Source organism: Amycolatopsis sp. NPDC104819 (assembly GCF_055583145.1).
This window is the reverse complement of the sequence record NZ_JBVJON010000003.1, coordinates 620,016-632,929: the sequence shown is the minus strand read 5'-3', so window position 1 is coordinate 632,929 and position 12,914 is coordinate 620,016. Positions and strand designations below refer to the sequence as shown.

Sequence of the window (12,914 nt, the reverse complement as noted above, 5' to 3'; positions counted from 1 at the left end):
GCTCACTCCTTGACCAGACCGGCGTCGTGCAGGGCACGCGCCGCGACGTCGACGATGTCGAAGGGCAGGCCGGCGCGCTCGGCGATGTCCAGCAGGCCGTGCTCGCCGTCGGAGAGGTTGAGCACCCACAGCATCGCCATCTGGGCCTGCTTGGCGTCGCTGCGGCCGCCGAGCGAGTCGTACAGCCCGCGCTTGCCGAGCTGCGGCTCGCCGTACGGGCTGAGGTTGACGTACCGGCGGTTGCGGTCCAGAACGCCGAACGCGTCCGTCAGGGCGCCGAGCGTGTCCTCCATGGCCGACGGCGAAACGAAGGCCGGGTTGTCGGCGGAGGTGTGGTACTCGGGGTAGCCCGCGTACGGCGTCCGAGTCAGCGACCCGACCCCGAGGTTGAAGCCTGGCGAGCAGAACTGGCGCTCGTCGTAGCCGTACGGCGAAAAGTCGATGACGCGGTGTTCGCGCGTCTTCAGCACGTGCTGCACGACGCGGTCGATCTCGGCGTCGTCGCGGCGGGACTTCTTGTAGGTCAACGGTCCCGTGTCACCCGCGCACGCCAGCACGAGCCCGTGCTTGACCCGCTCGATGCGCTCGGCGTTGCGCGCGAGCCAGGTGATCGAGCCGATCGTGCCCGGCATGAACAGGAACCGGTAGGTGTAGTGCGGCTGCGTCTCGGCCAGCTGCTGGGCCAGCGAGATCGCGACGGCGATGCCGGCGAGGTTGTCGTTGGCCAGCGACGGGTGGCAGACGTGGCACGACACGATGACCTCGTCGGACACGCGGCCCGGGACGACGTGCTCGCCGTAGGTCAGCGAGCCGTCGGCCAGGGTCGAGTCGATGACGACGTCGTAGTCGCCGTCGGGCAGCGCGTCGAGCTTCTCCTGCGCGAGGCAGAACCCCCAGGCCGGGGCGTAGTAGCTGGTCCGGTAGGGCACCCACGACGGCTGGTCCGGCAGCGTGTGCAGGTGCGCCCGCAGCTCGCTCAGCGGCATCCGCTCGCGCACCGGGACGCTGTACCCGACGACGTGCAGGTTCGACTCCCGGAAGTCGATTACCCGCTCACCCGAAGGCGCCGCGACGTAGGCGTCGCGGATGTTCCACTCCTGCGGGATGGTCCAGTCCAGCACCTGGGTGCCGGTCGGGACCTCGTGCCGCTCCAAGGAAATGTGCTCACCCACGATGTCCAGGGTCTGCCGCACGCCGTCACCGGTGATGCTGCGGCAGATCGGGTACAGCCGTTCGACCAGGGCGTGCAGTTCCGCCCCGGTCCGCAGCCGCGTGCCCGCCACTAACGCCGCCGCAGGGTGTCGTCGACGCGGCCGGCTTCGCCCTCGCTCTTCAGCCAGGCGAGCCGGGTGAACAGCTGCCGGAACGACTCCTTGGTGAGCCCGAACCGGCGGTAGGCCTCGATGAGCTCGACGGCGCCGTCCTTGACCGACCACTCGCAGGCGAAGCCCGGGATGGCGGCGCGGAAGCGCGAGAAGTCGACGCGGTAGGAGCGCGGGTCGGCGCCGGCCTCGCCGGTGATGTTGAGCGTCGAGCCCGGCACGGCCTCGACGACCTCCTGCGCGATCTCGGCGACGGTGACGTTGTTGTCCTCGGTGCCGATGTTGAAGGCCTTGTTGTGCACGGCCTCCTTCGGCGCCGTCAGGGCCGCGGTGAACGCGCGGGCGATGTCCTGGGCGTGCACGAGCGGCCGCCACGGCGTGCCGTCGGAGAGCACCAGCACCTCGCCGGACAGGTGCGCGTGCGCGGTCAGGTTGTTCAGCACGATGTCGCCGCGCAGCCGGGGCGAGTAGCCGAACGCGGTCGCGTTGCGCATGTAGACCGGGGTGAAGTCGTCGTCGGCGAGCTCGTGGACGTCGGCCTCGACGCGCACCTTCGACTCGGCGTACGGCGTCACCGGCTTCAGCGGGGCGTCCTCGTCGACCAGGAGGTCGCCGCCGGCGCCGTAGACCGAGCAGGTCGACGCGTAGAGGTACCGCTGCACACCGGCGTCCTTGGCCAGCTTCGCGAGCTTCACCGACGCGTGGTGGTTGATGTCGTAGGTCAGCTCCGGCGCGAGCGAGCCGAGCGGGTCATTCGACAGCGCGGCCAGGTGGATCACGGCGTCGAAGCCCTCGACGTGCTTCGCTTCGACGTCGCGCAGGTCGACGACGTGCCCGGCCGGGTCGGCCGGGACGGGTCCGAGCAGGCACTCTTCGAACAGCCCGGAGTCCAGGCCGACGACCTCGTGACCGGCGGCGGCGAGCACCGGGGCCATCACCGTCCCCAGGTAGCCCTTGTTCCCCGTCAGCAACACCCGCATCGGATCAGCCCTTCAGGTCGAGAGTGAGTTTCTTGACGAAAAACGCTTCGGCGTACTTCGCGGCGGCTTCGATCCCGCGGATCCGGGCCAGCCCGAGGAACGCCTCGCGGTCGTACCAGGGCCGGTGCCGCTGGGACGCGTAGTGCGTCTGCAGCAGCCGGACCTTCTCCTCGGCGACGTCTTCGTCCAGGGGCTGGTAGACCGACGGCGCGCCGAGGTCGCCGTCCCACTTGACGATCTCGTAGCCGAGCGCGAGGTGGTCGCGGAACGCGGTCGGCACCAGCTTGGCCAGCCCGCGGTGGTCCTGGTGGGCGTCGTCGGTGCGCGGCGCCAGGATGAGATCCGGCTCGGTCCGCCGCCGCAGCTCCTCCAGGGCGTTCTTGGCCTCTTCCCAGTGCGCCGGGAACCGGCCGTCCGGCAGCTTCAGCACCGTGACGTCGAGCTGCGCGCCCGGGCAGAACGCCGCGAGCGCGGCCCGCTCCTCGTCCTCGCGGTGCGTGCCGCCGCCGGAGAGGACCAGCGCGTCGACCTTGAGCCCGGGACGCGCGGCGCAGAGCGTCAGCAGGGTGCCGCCGGCGCCGATCGCGACGTCGTCGCAGTGCGCGCCGAGGGCGACGACCCCGCCGAGCCGTCCCGGCCGGAGCCCGATCACGCGGTGCTCGCGACGGGCCGCTCCCAGAGCGCCCAGGGCTTCTTGCCGTGCGTGTACGCGTCGTCGAGCGCGGCGCGTTCCTTGACGGTGTCGGTCGGCTTCCAGAACCCGCGGTACGGGTAGGCCAGGAGACGGCCGCGCTTGGCCAGCTCACCGCAGCCGTCGGCGACCAGGTCGCCGTTCTCCGGGATGTGGTCGAACACTTCCTGCCGCAGCACGAAGTACCCGCCGTTTTCCCACAGCGGCATTTCGCTGACCGCGGTGATCGCGCCGACCATACCGCCTTCGTCCATTTCCACGCAGTGGAACGACGACTGCGGCGGCACGACCATCATCGAAGCGCCGGCGTCGGTGTTCTTGAAGCGCTCGATCATGTCCGGCAACGGCGCGTCGGAAAGGACGTCGGCATAGTTCGCGAGGAACATCTCGTCGCCGTCGAGGTAGTCGCGGACGCGGCGCAGGCGCTCACCGATCGGCGACTCGATCCCGGTCTGCACGAAGGTGATCGTCCAGTCCGCGATGTCGGTCGACAGCAGCTCCGCCTTGCCGTCGCGGAGGATGAAGTCGTTGGAAATGGTTTCCTGGTAGTTCAGGAAGAAGTTCTTGATGTGCGCCGCGCCGTAGCCGAGGCACAGGATGAACTCGGTGTGGCCGAAATGCGCGTAGTACCGCATGACGTGCCAGATGAGCGGTCTCGGACCGACCATCGCCATCGGCTTCGGGACGTCGTCGGCCGCGCCGTTGCGCATCCGCATCCCGTAACCACCGCAGAAGAGGACGACCTTCACTTCACTGCACCTCGACGATTTCCAGGCGGGGAATGGGGAACACGAGCTTTCCGCCCCAGGCACCCACGAACGACAGCTGTTCGGTCAGTTCCTCCCGGAGGTTCCACGGGAGGACGAGCACGTAGTCGGGCCGGTCGGCTTCGATCCGCTCCGGGGGCAGCACGGGAATGCGCGTGCCCGGGGTGAACCGCCCGTGCTTGTACGGGTTGCGATCGACCGTGTACTGCAGCAGGTCCGTCCGGATGCCGCAGTGGTTCAGCAGGGTGTTGCCCTTGCCCGGGGCGCCGTAACCGACGACGGTCTTCCCGTCGTTGCGCGCCTCGATGAGGAACTTCAGCAGGTCCAGCCGCACGCGCGTGACGCGCTCGGCGAACTCGGTGTACCCGGACAGCTCGTGCAGCCCGGCGGCCTTTTCGCGCTCCAGGACGTCGGTCATCCGCTCGCTGGGCTCGCCCGCGACCCCGTCGGGACGCGCCCACAGCCGGATCGACCCACCGTGCGTCGGCACGAGTTCGACGTCGACCACGGTCAGGCCGCCGGTCGCGAGGGCGCGCCGGGCGGATTCGACTGTGTAGTACTGGAAGTGCTCGTGGTAGATCGTGTCGTACTGGTTCTTTTCGATCAGCGTGAGCAGGTGCTGGACCTCGATCGAGACCCAGCCGTCGTCCGCGACCAGGGCGCGCAGGCCCTTGGTGAAGCCGAGGACGTCGGGGATGTGCGCGTAGACGTTGTTGGCGGCGACGAGGTCGGCCGGGCCGTGCTCGTCGCGCACCTGGCGGCCGGTTTCCTCGGAGAGGAAGGCCGTGAGGGTGGGCACGCCGGCGTCCCGCGCCGCCTGCCCGACGTTCACCGAAGGTTCGACACCCAGACACCGGATCCCGTGCCCGACGACGTGCTTGAGCAGGTAACCGTCGTTGCTGGCGACCTCGACGACGAAGGACTTCTCGTCCAGGCCCAGCCGCTCGACCGAGCCGTCGACGAACCGCTTCGCGTGCTCCACCCACGACGTCGAGAAGGAGGAGAAGTACGCGTACTCGGTGAAGGTGTCATCCGGGTCGATCAGCGGCGGGATCTGCGCCAGCCAGCACTCGGTGCACACGATGAGGTGCAGCGGGAAGGTGGCTTCCGGCTCGTCGAGCTGCTCGGCGGTCAGGAATCGCTCACACGGGGGAGTCGCGCCGAGGTCCACGACACTGGCCGTGTTTGTCGAACCGCAGAGTCGACATGTGGTCATCTACCAGGCTCCTTGGCTCGCGGTCGCGATATGCGTTAAACACGTCGAGCAGGGGCGGACCGTCGTTACAGCGACGCGTGGCGGCCTGGTGGACCGATTCGGAACCGCAACCTGAATGGCCTAACTGTGGTGAAAATCACCCGGAGTGCGTGAGTGTACCCGTAACGTCCACTGTGGACGCGGGTCCTGGGCCGGCCGGGTCACGACCTGGAGGCGTTCGGTCACCGAGGAGGGTCATGGCAGGCGACATCTCCCTGTCGAAGGAGACGCACTGGGCGGTCGCGTCCTGGGCGTTCCACTGGGTGAGTGAGTTCCTGGTGGAGCACGTGAAAGACCCCGAAGCGAGCGAGCTCCTGCGTGAGATCGTCGAAAACAACATCAAGATGATCAACCTCGACGACTTCGGGACAGCCGCACGAGCGGAGTTGTTGCTCCTCCTGCGTGAGGAAGTCCTCCCGGATGCGGAGAAGCGGCTGCCGCCGGACATGCCGGACCGAGCCGGCGCGCTGGCGGTGCTGGCCGAACTCCGTGACAAGGCCATCGCCGTTTCCGGCTGACCCGCCAGGTCCGGTGTTCGCCGAGCGCGGAGTCGGCCCGTGGTCACGGCCTGACGGGTCCTAGGCTGGCCGGATGAGTTCGGAGACGGGTCCCCGGCCGAACGGGGTCGCGGGTGTGGTGCTGACGGTCCGCTTCCTGACGGAGCTGGCCCTCCTGGGCGGCCTCGCCCTGGCCGGCACCCAGCTCGGCGCCGGCGTGGCACTGGCGATCGTCGACGCGGTGCTGCTACCGGTCGCGGCGGCGGCGATCTGGGGCCTGTTCATCGCGCCGAGGGCCCGCCGGCGGCTGGGGGAGCCGGCCCGCTTCCTGGTGGAGTTCGCCCTGTTCGCGGTGACCGGGGTGGTCCTGGCTCTGGTGGGCTGGGTGGTGACGGGAGTCGTGCTGGCCGTGGTCGGCATCGGCGTCGCGGCGCTCACCCGCCGCGTCGCCAAGGACGGCTGACGCCGGTGAGGCCTCCGGCGAGGAGGCCTCCACGGCATCTTGCCGATCGCGACTTGCTCAGCCGATCTTCTCGGCCGCCGGAATCACATCAGTGCCGAACTTCTCCAGCACCGCGGTCTTGTGCACGTGCGGGACCGCGCCCAGGGCTACGTCGATGCCGAGCCCATTCAGCCGCTCCAGCTCCGCGAGCAGCGGGCCCGTCTTCGAGCCGTCCTCGCCGATGTCGAGGACGTGGTAGACCGTCTTGGTGATCGTGTCGTAGTCGCGGCCCTCGGTGTCGCAGTGCCGCTTCAGGACGTCGAGCTTGTGCTCCAGCTCCGGGCTGTTGAAGAGGTTGCACTGGTCGGCGTACTTCGCGACCAGCCGCAGCGTCTTCTTCTCCCCGCCGCCGCCGATCATGATCGGCGGGCGGGGCTTCGACAGCGCCTGCGGCACGTTGAGCAGGCGGGAAGCGTCGAAGTGCTTGCTCTTGAACGGCCCGTCGCCGTCGGCCCACATCTGCAGCACGTACTGGAGGTTCTCCTCCAGCAGTTCGAACCGCTCCGCGACCGGCGGGAACGGGAAACCGAGCCCGCGGGACTCCTCCTCGTTCCAGCCCGCGCCGATGCCGAGGATCGCGCGGCCGCCGGAGAGCACGTCCAGCGTCGTGATCGCCTTGGCCAGCACGCCCGGGTGCCGGTAGAGCACCCCGGTGACGACGGTCAGCAGCTTGGCGCGTTCGGTGTGCGCCGCGATGAAGCCCAGGGCGGTGTACGCCTCGAGCATGTCGTTCTCGACGGGACCGACCCCGGCGATCTGGAAGAAGTGGTCCATGACGGCGATGGAGTCGAAGCCCGCCTGGTCGGCGGTGCGGACGACGGAGGCGAGGTCGGCGCCCAGCGCGGACGCCCCGTTCGGCCAGGTGAAGTCGGGGATCTGCAGTCCGAGTTTCATAGTCTCCGACCGTATACCTGGAGTTACGCCAGCTGCCGGTCAAAAATCGCGGATCACGGAAACCCTGCCGTGCAAGGGATCGGTGACGAACACCGTGCGCGTCCGCTGGTCGACCGCGACGTCGCCGGGGTTGACGCCCAGCGACAGCTCGCCGGTGAGCGTGCCGCCCGTGCCGTCGATCCGGCTCAGGCCGTTCTGCCCGCCGTTGGTGTACACCGTGTTCGTGCCCTGGTGCACGGCCAGCGCGGAGGATTCGCTGCGCAGCAACACGGTCTTGCGCTCGGTGCGCGTCGCGGCGTCCACAATGGACATGTGGTGGATGCCGGAGTTGGCCACGTACACCGTGCCGCTCGCGGCGTGCACGGCGACGGCGGTCGGCCGCGCGCCGACCTTCACGCTCCCGACGAACTTCCCGCTGTCGATCGAGAACACCTCGACCGAGTCCGTGCCGGTGCTGGCGCAGTAGGCGAGCTTGCGGCCGGGGTCGACCGCGAGCCCGGCGAGGCTCGGTTTCGGGCCCGGGACGAGCGCCGCGAGGGTGCAGCTCACGCCGTCGAGCACGGCGAGCGTGCCGGTGCCGCCGCTGGCCGCGTAGACGCGGTTGGCCTGCTCGTCCACGGCCAGCGCGGACGCGCCGGCGCCCGCCCCGATGACGCTCACCAGGTCGTGGGTCCGTCCGTCCAGCACCACGACGGTGCCCGCCGGCGGGTTCGCGACGTAGATCCGGCCGGCCTTCGGGTCGACGGCGACGTCGGCCGGCGCCCCTCCGACGTGCACCTCGGCGACGACCGACGCGCTCTGCGGGTCGACCACCGAGACCGTCCCGGAGTCGGGATCCGCGACGTACGCGAGCCCGGTGACCGGATTCACCGCGACCCCGGTGGGGGCCCCGCCGACCTCGACCGAGCGGACGTCCTCCGCCCACGCGGACCCGGGCAGGGCCAGGGCGCCGGCACCCGCCGTGACCAGGGCGAACAGGGTCCGCCGGCGTATCTGGCGACCTCGCATCGGCGCCTCCGCTCGTGATCAACTCGCGGTCCGAGCGTAACCCGCCGGACGATCACGTGAAGGAACTTCGCGTCCCCCGATCGCGTTGTTTCCCTTGGGTAACCCCGGGGAACAGAGCGGACGGAGGCGAGCACGCGTGCACGGGCACCAGAACGGGTTGAAGACGGCGTTGCTGCTCGGCCTGCTGTCGGCGATCATCGTCGCGATCAGCGGGCTGTTCGGCCGTGGCGCCCTGGTCATCGGCCTGCTCGTCGCCCTCGGGATGAACGCGTTCGCCTACTTCAACTCGGAGAAGCTGGCGCTGCGCGCGATGCACGCCCGGCCGGTGTCCGAGGTCGAGCAGCCCACGATGTACCGGATCGTGCGCGAGCTCGCCCACGTCGCGCGCCAGCCGATGCCCCAGCTGTACCTGAGCCCGACGAGCGCGCCGAACGCGTTCGCGACCGGCCGCAGCCCCCGCCACGCGGCGGTCTGCTGTACGACCGGCATCCTCGACCTGCTGGACGAGCGCGAGCTGCGCGCGGTGCTCGGCCACGAGCTGTCCCACGTGTACAACCGCGACATCCTGATCTCGTGCGTCGCGGGCGCGCTGGCCAGCGTGATCAGCGTGCTGGCGAACATCGCCCTGTTCTTCGGCGGCAACAACCGCGACGGAAACCCCCTGGTCAGCCTGCTGTTGATCTTCATCGGCCCGATCGCGGCGGCGGTCATCCGGATGGGCGTGAGCCGGTCCCGCGAGTACCAGGCGGACGCGTCCGGCGCGGAGCTGACCGGTGATCCGCTGGGCCTGGCGTCGGCGCTGCGAAAGCTGGAGGCCGGCACGCGGGCCCGGCCGTTGGTGGCCGAGCCCCAGCTGGTGTCACAGTCCCATTTGATGATCGCGAACCCGTTCCGGCCGGGGGAGGGGCTGAGCAAGCTGTTCTCGACCCACCCGCCGATCGCCGATCGCATCGCGCGGCTCGAGGAGATGGCGCGCCGCGCCCCAGGCGGCCTGTAAGTCGGGCGCTCGCTACGCCGAAGCCCCCGCCGCCACCGCGACAGCCTTCACGTAATCGCCGTAACCGGACTTCGCCAGCTTCATGCCCAGCGCGTAGCACTCGTCGGCGTCGATGAAGCCCATCCGCAGCGCGATCTCCTCGAGGCACGCGATGCGGACACCCGTCCGGTGCTCCAGCACCTGCACGAACTGCCCGGCCTCCAGCAGCGAGTCGTGCGTGCCGGTGTCCAGCCAGGCGAAGCCGCGGCTGAGCTCCACCAGCGTCGCGCGGTCCTTGTGCACGTACGCGAGGTTGACGTCGGTGATCTCCAGCTCGCCGCGCGCCGAGGGCTTCAGCGAGCGCGCGATCTCGACCACCTCGTTGTCGTAGAAGTACAGCCCGGTGATCGCCTTGTTCGAGCGCGGCTTCTCGGGCTTCTCCTCGATGGAGATCAGCTTGCCGTCGGCGCCGACCTCGCCGACGCCGTAGCGCTCGGGGTCCTTCACCGGGTAGCCGAACAGGACACAGCCGTCGAGCTCGCGCACCGCGTCCTGGAGACGGGTCGAGAAGCCCTGGCCGTAGAAGATGTTGTCGCCGAGCACCAGCGCGACGTCGTCGTCGCCGATGAAGTCCGCGCCGATCACGAAGGCCTCGGCCAGGCCGTTCGGGCTCGGCTGCTCGGCGTAGGTGAACGAGAGGCCGAACTGGTCGCCGTTGCCCAGCAGCTTGCGGAAGTTCGGCAGGTCGGTGGGCGTGGAGATGATCAGGATCTCCCGGATCCCGGCCAGCATCAGCACCGAGATCGGGTAGTAGACCATCGGCTTGTCGTACACCGGCAGCAGCTGCTTCGACACCGCCTGGGTGATCGGGTGCAGGCGCGTCCCGCTGCCTCCGGCCAGCACGATGCCCTTCATGAGCTGCCTCCCTTGGTCGGTTCTCGGCCGGGACCCACCCTACGGGGGAGTCTGGAAGGCTCGATCGGGAAGCGCTAGAAGGCCGGCCCCTTGCCGAAGTAGGCCTTGCAGCCGAGGTTGTACTCGGTGGCGACCTCCAGGACGTTCTTGCCGTCGTCGACCGGCAGGAGCGTCGAGGAGTAGTTGGGGCAGAAGTTGTTGTAGATGCCGGTGATGTGCACGGGGGCGGGCAGCTCGTACCAGTTGCCGCTGCCGAAGTTGTCGTTGGCCAGCAGCACCTGGCCGTTGCCGGGCTGCGGGGCGCCCTTGGCGTCGGTGTAGATCTGCCCGACCATGACGATCCGGACGCCGTTCGGGCCGCCGGGGAACAGCGTGATCGTCTGGGCGTGCTGGAAGTAGTTGCCGTTCGCGGTGGTGACGCGGGTGCCGGGGTCGGTCGGGCTGCCCCAGTTGGCGCCGTCGGGCGAGATCTTGAAGTACGGGTCGCAGTAGCGGTCGCGGAAGTTGCAGATCTCGTAGGCGAAGTAGTAGCGGCCGTCGGGCAGCCGCCGGATGATCGGCATGCCCGGCCGGACGCGGTCCGGCGGGATGGCCAGGGTGAGCTGCTTGGTGCCCCAGGTCACGCCGTCGGTCGAGGCGACGCGGTTGAGCACCTGCGCGTACTTCGGCGCCTGCGTCTCGTCGGCGTAGTGCAGCCAGAGCGTGCCGCCGGCGTCGACGGTGAACTCGGGCTCCCAGATGCCGTCGATGTTGTGCGACCGCGCGGCCTCGGAGAGGAACATCCACGAGCGGCCGCCGTCCTTGCTGGCCCAGACCCGGATCCCGACGCGCCGCTGCGCCCCGGCGTCCTGCCGGTAGGACGCGGCCCACAGCAGCGTGCCGGCCCGGAGCTTCCCGACCCGCTGCGGCAGCTCGTAGACGGTGCCGCAGCACATGCCGTACCGGCCGTCGGGGTCGTGGATCTCGCCGATCTTGTGGAAGGACTCGCCCTCGTCGGTGCTCTCCATCACCGGCGTGAACTTGCCGCCGGCGTCTTCGCTGGTCAGCGTCGCGATGATGCGGCCGCGCCCGATGATGGAGTGCTCGAGCCGGATCAAACGCGCGTAGGAGCCGTAGCCCGGCACGAGCTGCTGGCGCTCGGCGGCGCTCGCGGGTGTCAGGAGCGTGGCGGCGAGGATGACTGGCAGCACGAAGACGAGCAAGCGGCGCATCCTTGACCCTCTCCACGCGGTGACCGCGCGATTACAACACGCGTGTGGGGTCCACCGTGGACAGTCACACGGCGCATTCGCGCGTTCGAGGGGTTTGCCGACCGCGAATGGGTGATCCATCACCCTCGGCGACGGTAACGCTCGGGCAAAGTGCGTCGAAAGATCACCTGAGGGTCTTGAGGGGGAACGATGAGAGTTCGGCTGTCCTGCGTCCTGGCGGCCGTGGTGCTGACGTCGGGGTGCGCGTCCGGCATCGGCGGCTACGGCGAGATCGTCGCCGCTTCCGGCGCGGCGGTCCCGACGCCGTCGTCGACCGCGCCCCCGGCGCCGCGCGAAGTGCCGACGGAGACGCACACGGGCAAGGGGAGCGGCGAGTTCGCGACCACGTGGCCGGCGGACCAGCTGGGGTTCTTCACGTTCGACTGCCCGAAGTGCACGAGCAACGTGATCATCGACACCGACGGCGGCGAGCACGGCCTGGTCAACGCGATCGGCGCGTACAAGGGGACAACGTGGCTGAACACGTACCCGGACCAGCCGGTGAAGAGGGTGACGATCCACGCGAACGCCCCTTGGACGGCGACGATCGCGGACCAGCGAAGCTTGCCTACTGCGGCCACTGGAGCTGCGTCGTCCGGAAAGGGTGACGCGGTGCTTCGGCTGCCGGAGGGGGTGAGCCGCGTGCAGCTGACGGCGAAGACGCGGGGGAACATCGCGCTGTGGATGATGTCGCCGGAGAAGCGGGATCTGCTGCTGAACCAGATCGGAGACGTGCAGGTGGAGCGCGATCTCCGGGGGCCGGCTTTTGTGCGGCTGGATGGTTATGAAGCGAGCTGGACGCTGACGCCGTCCTGATCCGTGGGCATTTTTGGACCGGAATTGTCCATTTCCGTGCCGGTGGCTTGCGGCAAACTGTCGGGGTGGCAAACCGGGCCGGACGGGCGACGACCGTGATCGCGGTGCTGGGTTTGTCGGCCTGGGTCGCGCGGGAGTTCCGGAAAAAATCACCAGGGAGCCCGAACCTCGGCGAAACCCCGCCGGCGGAGCGATCCGTTTCCGGCGAACCGTCAGCGGATTCCCTGGACAAGGAGCAGCTGGACCAGCTTCACGCCGCGACCCTGAAGGCCGCGGACTCGTGTTTCGAGCTGAAGAAGCTGTGCGCCACCGTTCTGGTACCGGCGGGTGTGCTGGTGGCGACGTTCAGTGACAAGAAGCTGAACCCGGCCGTCTTCGTGGCCGCGTTCCTGATCATCGTCGCTTTCTGGATCGCCGACGCGTTCAGCTTCTACTATCAGCGCCGGCTCCGGCTGTTGATGAAAGAGATCTGGCTCCGGCGCGGCTCACGCTGCGCCGGTGGCTACCAGCACACACAAGAGGTGGCGGCGGTGAACTGGCGGACGGCGGCGTTCAACGCGTCGATGATCTATTACCTGCTGCTGATCGTCCTGGTGGGCGTGGCACTGGCGGCCTACTCGCTCAACCTGCTCGACGTCGCGAATGCCGGTACCGGATGAGTGTCTTCGTCAGCTACTCGCGGGCGGACAACACGCTGGAAGCGCTGGGCCGGCTGCGCGACCGGCTCGGGTTTGCCGACGTCTACGTCGACGATCTCGACTGGGCGAAGTCGGGACTCACCAGGCTCGAGTCGGTCCGCAGCCGGTTGCTGACCGCCTCGGCCTTCGTCGCGGTGGTGAGCGAGAACTACCGCAAGACGGCTTGGACGGCGTGGGAGTTCCACGTGGCGACCGTGCGTGAGGTCCCGAAGTTCGCGCTCCTGCCCACCGGCGCGCTCGTGGCCGAGGGGACGGCCTCGTGGCCGTTCGAGGCGTTCGCCCTGGAGGGAGGCGCCGCCCGGCGCCCGTGGTGATGACGCGTCACGCCTGCGGGCACCCGGGG

General features: G+C 69.2%; 15 protein-coding genes. 6 read left to right on the top strand and 9 right to left on the bottom strand.

Annotated features, from left to right (window positions below):
- Positions 1 to 2: 2 nt before the first annotated feature.
- The 5 genes from ACZ63E_RS12280 to ACZ63E_RS12260 are packed head-to-tail and all read right to left on the bottom strand — an operon-like array spanning position 3 to position 4,976.
- Positions 3 to 1,283, bottom strand: a complete 1,281-nt coding sequence (locus ACZ63E_RS12280) for a DUF4910 domain-containing protein (RefSeq protein ID WP_465336006.1) — start codon at positions 1,281 to 1,283, stop codon at positions 3 to 5.
- On the bottom strand, positions 1,283 to 2,302 hold the full coding sequence (locus tag ACZ63E_RS12275) for an NAD-dependent epimerase/dehydratase family protein (protein ID WP_465336005.1): 1,020 nt from the start codon (positions 2,300 to 2,302) through the stop codon (positions 1,283 to 1,285). Before ACZ63E_RS12275 ends, ACZ63E_RS12280 begins: the two co-directional genes overlap by 1 nt.
- Positions 2,303 to 2,306: 4 nt before the next feature.
- Positions 2,307 to 2,954, bottom strand: a complete 648-nt coding sequence (locus ACZ63E_RS12270) for a PIG-L deacetylase family protein (protein ID WP_465336004.1) — start codon at positions 2,952 to 2,954, stop codon at positions 2,307 to 2,309.
- On the bottom strand, positions 2,951 to 3,742 hold the full coding sequence (locus ACZ63E_RS12265; RefSeq protein WP_465336003.1) for a sugar phosphate nucleotidyltransferase: 792 nt from the start codon (positions 3,740 to 3,742) through the stop codon (positions 2,951 to 2,953). The genes ACZ63E_RS12270 and ACZ63E_RS12265 overlap by 4 nt, the downstream gene beginning before the upstream one ends.
- A 1-nt stretch (position 3,743) precedes the next feature.
- Complete coding sequence (locus ACZ63E_RS12260) at positions 3,744 to 4,976, bottom strand: class I SAM-dependent methyltransferase (protein WP_465308549.1); 1,233 nt, start codon at positions 4,974 to 4,976, stop codon at positions 3,744 to 3,746.
- 236 nt (positions 4,977 to 5,212) lie between these two features.
- Between ACZ63E_RS12260 and ACZ63E_RS12255 the strand changes: the two genes are divergently transcribed.
- Together ACZ63E_RS12255 and ACZ63E_RS12250 are read left to right on the top strand one after the other, a co-directional pair.
- Positions 5,213 to 5,533 carry a hypothetical protein gene (locus ACZ63E_RS12255; RefSeq protein WP_465336002.1) on the top strand — a complete coding sequence of 107 codons (321 nt, stop codon included), beginning with the start codon at positions 5,213 to 5,215 and terminating at the stop codon, positions 5,531 to 5,533.
- Between the two features lie 73 nt (positions 5,534 to 5,606).
- Positions 5,607 to 5,975 (top strand): YrdB family protein, encoded by a 369-nt coding sequence (locus ACZ63E_RS12250; protein WP_465336001.1) that lies wholly within the window; start codon positions 5,607 to 5,609, stop codon positions 5,973 to 5,975.
- Positions 5,976 to 6,032: 57 nt separating this feature from the next.
- Here ACZ63E_RS12250 and ACZ63E_RS12245 read toward each other — a convergent pair whose 3' ends face one another.
- A complete protein-coding gene (locus ACZ63E_RS12245; RefSeq protein WP_465308553.1) occupies positions 6,033 to 6,908 on the bottom strand; it encodes an LLM class F420-dependent oxidoreductase in 876 nt (291 codons plus the stop codon).
- Positions 6,909 to 6,947: 39 nt separating this feature from the next.
- Positions 6,948 to 7,916 carry a YncE family protein gene (locus ACZ63E_RS12240; RefSeq protein WP_465336000.1) on the bottom strand — a complete coding sequence of 323 codons (969 nt, stop codon included), beginning with the start codon at positions 7,914 to 7,916 and terminating at the stop codon, positions 6,948 to 6,950.
- 136 nt (positions 7,917 to 8,052) lie between these two features.
- Between ACZ63E_RS12240 and htpX the strand changes: the two genes are divergently transcribed.
- Entirely contained in the window at positions 8,053 to 8,913 is an 861-nt protein-coding gene (gene htpX, locus ACZ63E_RS12235) for a zinc metalloprotease HtpX (RefSeq protein WP_465335999.1), read from the top strand.
- 12 nt (positions 8,914 to 8,925) lie between these two features.
- On the opposite strand, the gene rfbA is transcribed toward htpX, so the two are convergent.
- Positions 8,926 to 9,807, bottom strand: a complete 882-nt coding sequence (rfbA, locus tag ACZ63E_RS12230) for a glucose-1-phosphate thymidylyltransferase RfbA (RefSeq protein WP_465335998.1) — start codon at positions 9,805 to 9,807, stop codon at positions 8,926 to 8,928.
- A 74-nt stretch (positions 9,808 to 9,881) separates the two neighbouring features.
- Positions 9,882 to 11,018 (bottom strand): sialidase family protein, encoded by a 1,137-nt coding sequence (locus tag ACZ63E_RS12225; protein WP_465335997.1) that lies wholly within the window; start codon positions 11,016 to 11,018, stop codon positions 9,882 to 9,884.
- A gap of 189 nt (positions 11,019 to 11,207) precedes the next feature.
- Between ACZ63E_RS12225 and ACZ63E_RS12220 the strand changes: the two genes are divergently transcribed.
- The 3 genes from ACZ63E_RS12220 (at position 11,208) to ACZ63E_RS12210 (ending at position 12,885) form a co-directional block, all read left to right on the top strand.
- Complete coding sequence (locus tag ACZ63E_RS12220; RefSeq protein ID WP_465335996.1) at positions 11,208 to 11,873, top strand: hypothetical protein; 666 nt, start codon at positions 11,208 to 11,210, stop codon at positions 11,871 to 11,873.
- A 65-nt stretch (positions 11,874 to 11,938) separates the two neighbouring features.
- Positions 11,939 to 12,532 carry a hypothetical protein gene (locus tag ACZ63E_RS12215; protein ID WP_465335995.1) on the top strand — a complete coding sequence of 198 codons (594 nt, stop codon included), beginning with the start codon at positions 11,939 to 11,941 and terminating at the stop codon, positions 12,530 to 12,532.
- Positions 12,529 to 12,885, top strand: a complete 357-nt coding sequence (locus ACZ63E_RS12210; protein ID WP_465335994.1) for a toll/interleukin-1 receptor domain-containing protein — start codon at positions 12,529 to 12,531, stop codon at positions 12,883 to 12,885. The genes ACZ63E_RS12215 and ACZ63E_RS12210 overlap by 4 nt, the downstream gene beginning before the upstream one ends.
- Positions 12,886 to 12,914: the final 29 nt, after the last annotated feature.

Coding starts and splice junctions, on each gene's coding strand:
- ACZ63E_RS12260 (WP_465308549.1), bottom strand. CDS start 4,976: ATGACCACATGTCGACTCTGCGGTTCGACAAACACGGCCAGTGTCGTG.
- ACZ63E_RS12240 (WP_465336000.1), bottom strand. CDS start 7,916: ATGCGAGGTCGCCAGATACGCCGGCGGACCCTGTTCGCCCTGGTCACG.
- ACZ63E_RS12225 (WP_465335997.1), bottom strand. CDS start 11,018: ATGCGCCGCTTGCTCGTCTTCGTGCTGCCAGTCATCCTCGCCGCCACG.
- ACZ63E_RS12245 (WP_465308553.1), bottom strand. CDS start 6,908: ATGAAACTCGGACTGCAGATCCCCGACTTCACCTGGCCGAACGGGGCG.
- ACZ63E_RS12250 (WP_465336001.1), top strand. CDS start 5,607: ATGAGTTCGGAGACGGGTCCCCGGCCGAACGGGGTCGCGGGTGTGGTG.
- ACZ63E_RS12255 (WP_465336002.1), top strand. CDS start 5,213: ATGGCAGGCGACATCTCCCTGTCGAAGGAGACGCACTGGGCGGTCGCG.
- ACZ63E_RS12275 (WP_465336005.1), bottom strand. CDS start 2,302: ATGCGGGTGTTGCTGACGGGGAACAAGGGCTACCTGGGGACGGTGATG.
- ACZ63E_RS12220 (WP_465335996.1), top strand. CDS start 11,208: ATGAGAGTTCGGCTGTCCTGCGTCCTGGCGGCCGTGGTGCTGACGTCG.
- ACZ63E_RS12210 (WP_465335994.1), top strand. CDS start 12,529: ATGAGTGTCTTCGTCAGCTACTCGCGGGCGGACAACACGCTGGAAGCG.
- rfbA (WP_465335998.1), bottom strand. CDS start 9,807: ATGAAGGGCATCGTGCTGGCCGGAGGCAGCGGGACGCGCCTGCACCCG.